The 787-nt window shown below is 60.9% G+C and carries 1 protein-coding gene; it reads left to right on the forward strand.

The features are described from left to right. Positions 1–281: hypothetical protein (locus EN939_RS36470; RefSeq protein ID WP_245473317.1), on the forward strand; the 281-nt coding region annotated here is incomplete at its 5' end. Between the last annotated feature and the right edge of the window lie 506 nt (positions 282–787).

Below are 787 nucleotides of genomic sequence, written 5' to 3' on the forward strand. Positions count from 1 at the left end.
AATATAATGTTCGAAGCGTCGCCACAGGAGGTTCAATGGTTTCCGCTATCGCAAGTCAACATCCGCATGTCCCGGAAAAACAAACGGCAGTGGGGAAGCCGCAAACCGGCGAAGGATTTTCGCCGGGCCGCAGCACGGACGCCGTGGGACATCTGGCCAAAATCATGGTTGCCGCAGGCGGCGATATGGATGCTGGCGCGCAAGGCCGCGCGGCATCCAAGATTGCCAGGATGGACATCACGGTTCTGACCGCACCACCCGTAGAAACACCAACAGAGTAAGATATGCTCGTTCGGGCGCCTCCGCGCCGTCATCAGCGGCGTGGGCCGCTCTCGCGGATTACGCCACGGCTCTCAGCGGAGGCTCCGCCATCGTCCCCAGGCCGTCGCATTCCGCGCAGGCGCCCGTCTTTCCGGGGCAGCCGCCCCGATGGGTTCCCTGCGGGCAGCAGTGCCCGTTTGACGCGTGCCACTTGGAGCAGTCGAAAACCCTGCCGCTGCCATGACAGCGCGGGCATTCCATATTCGATGAAATCATACCAATTCTTGCCCAACCCAAACGCACTCGCCCTGCGCCGCAAGTAACAGGAATCATTGCGCTTTCAAGCACATCGCCCTGACTTAAATTGGGGGGATCGACGGATGGCCGGCATCGATGGCGAGCTATTGTTGCGCCGTAATCAGGTTCCCCGTGAAGACCTTGCTCGCCACAAGCCGCGTTGGGCATTGGCCGGCAACAATAGGCTGCGCCGGCTTGTCCCGTTCGTTCTCGGCGGTGACATCAAAAC

The organism is Mesorhizobium sp. M7A.F.Ca.CA.002.05.1.1, from assembly GCF_003998335.1.
Taxonomy (GTDB): domain Bacteria; phylum Pseudomonadota; class Alphaproteobacteria; order Rhizobiales; family Rhizobiaceae; genus Mesorhizobium.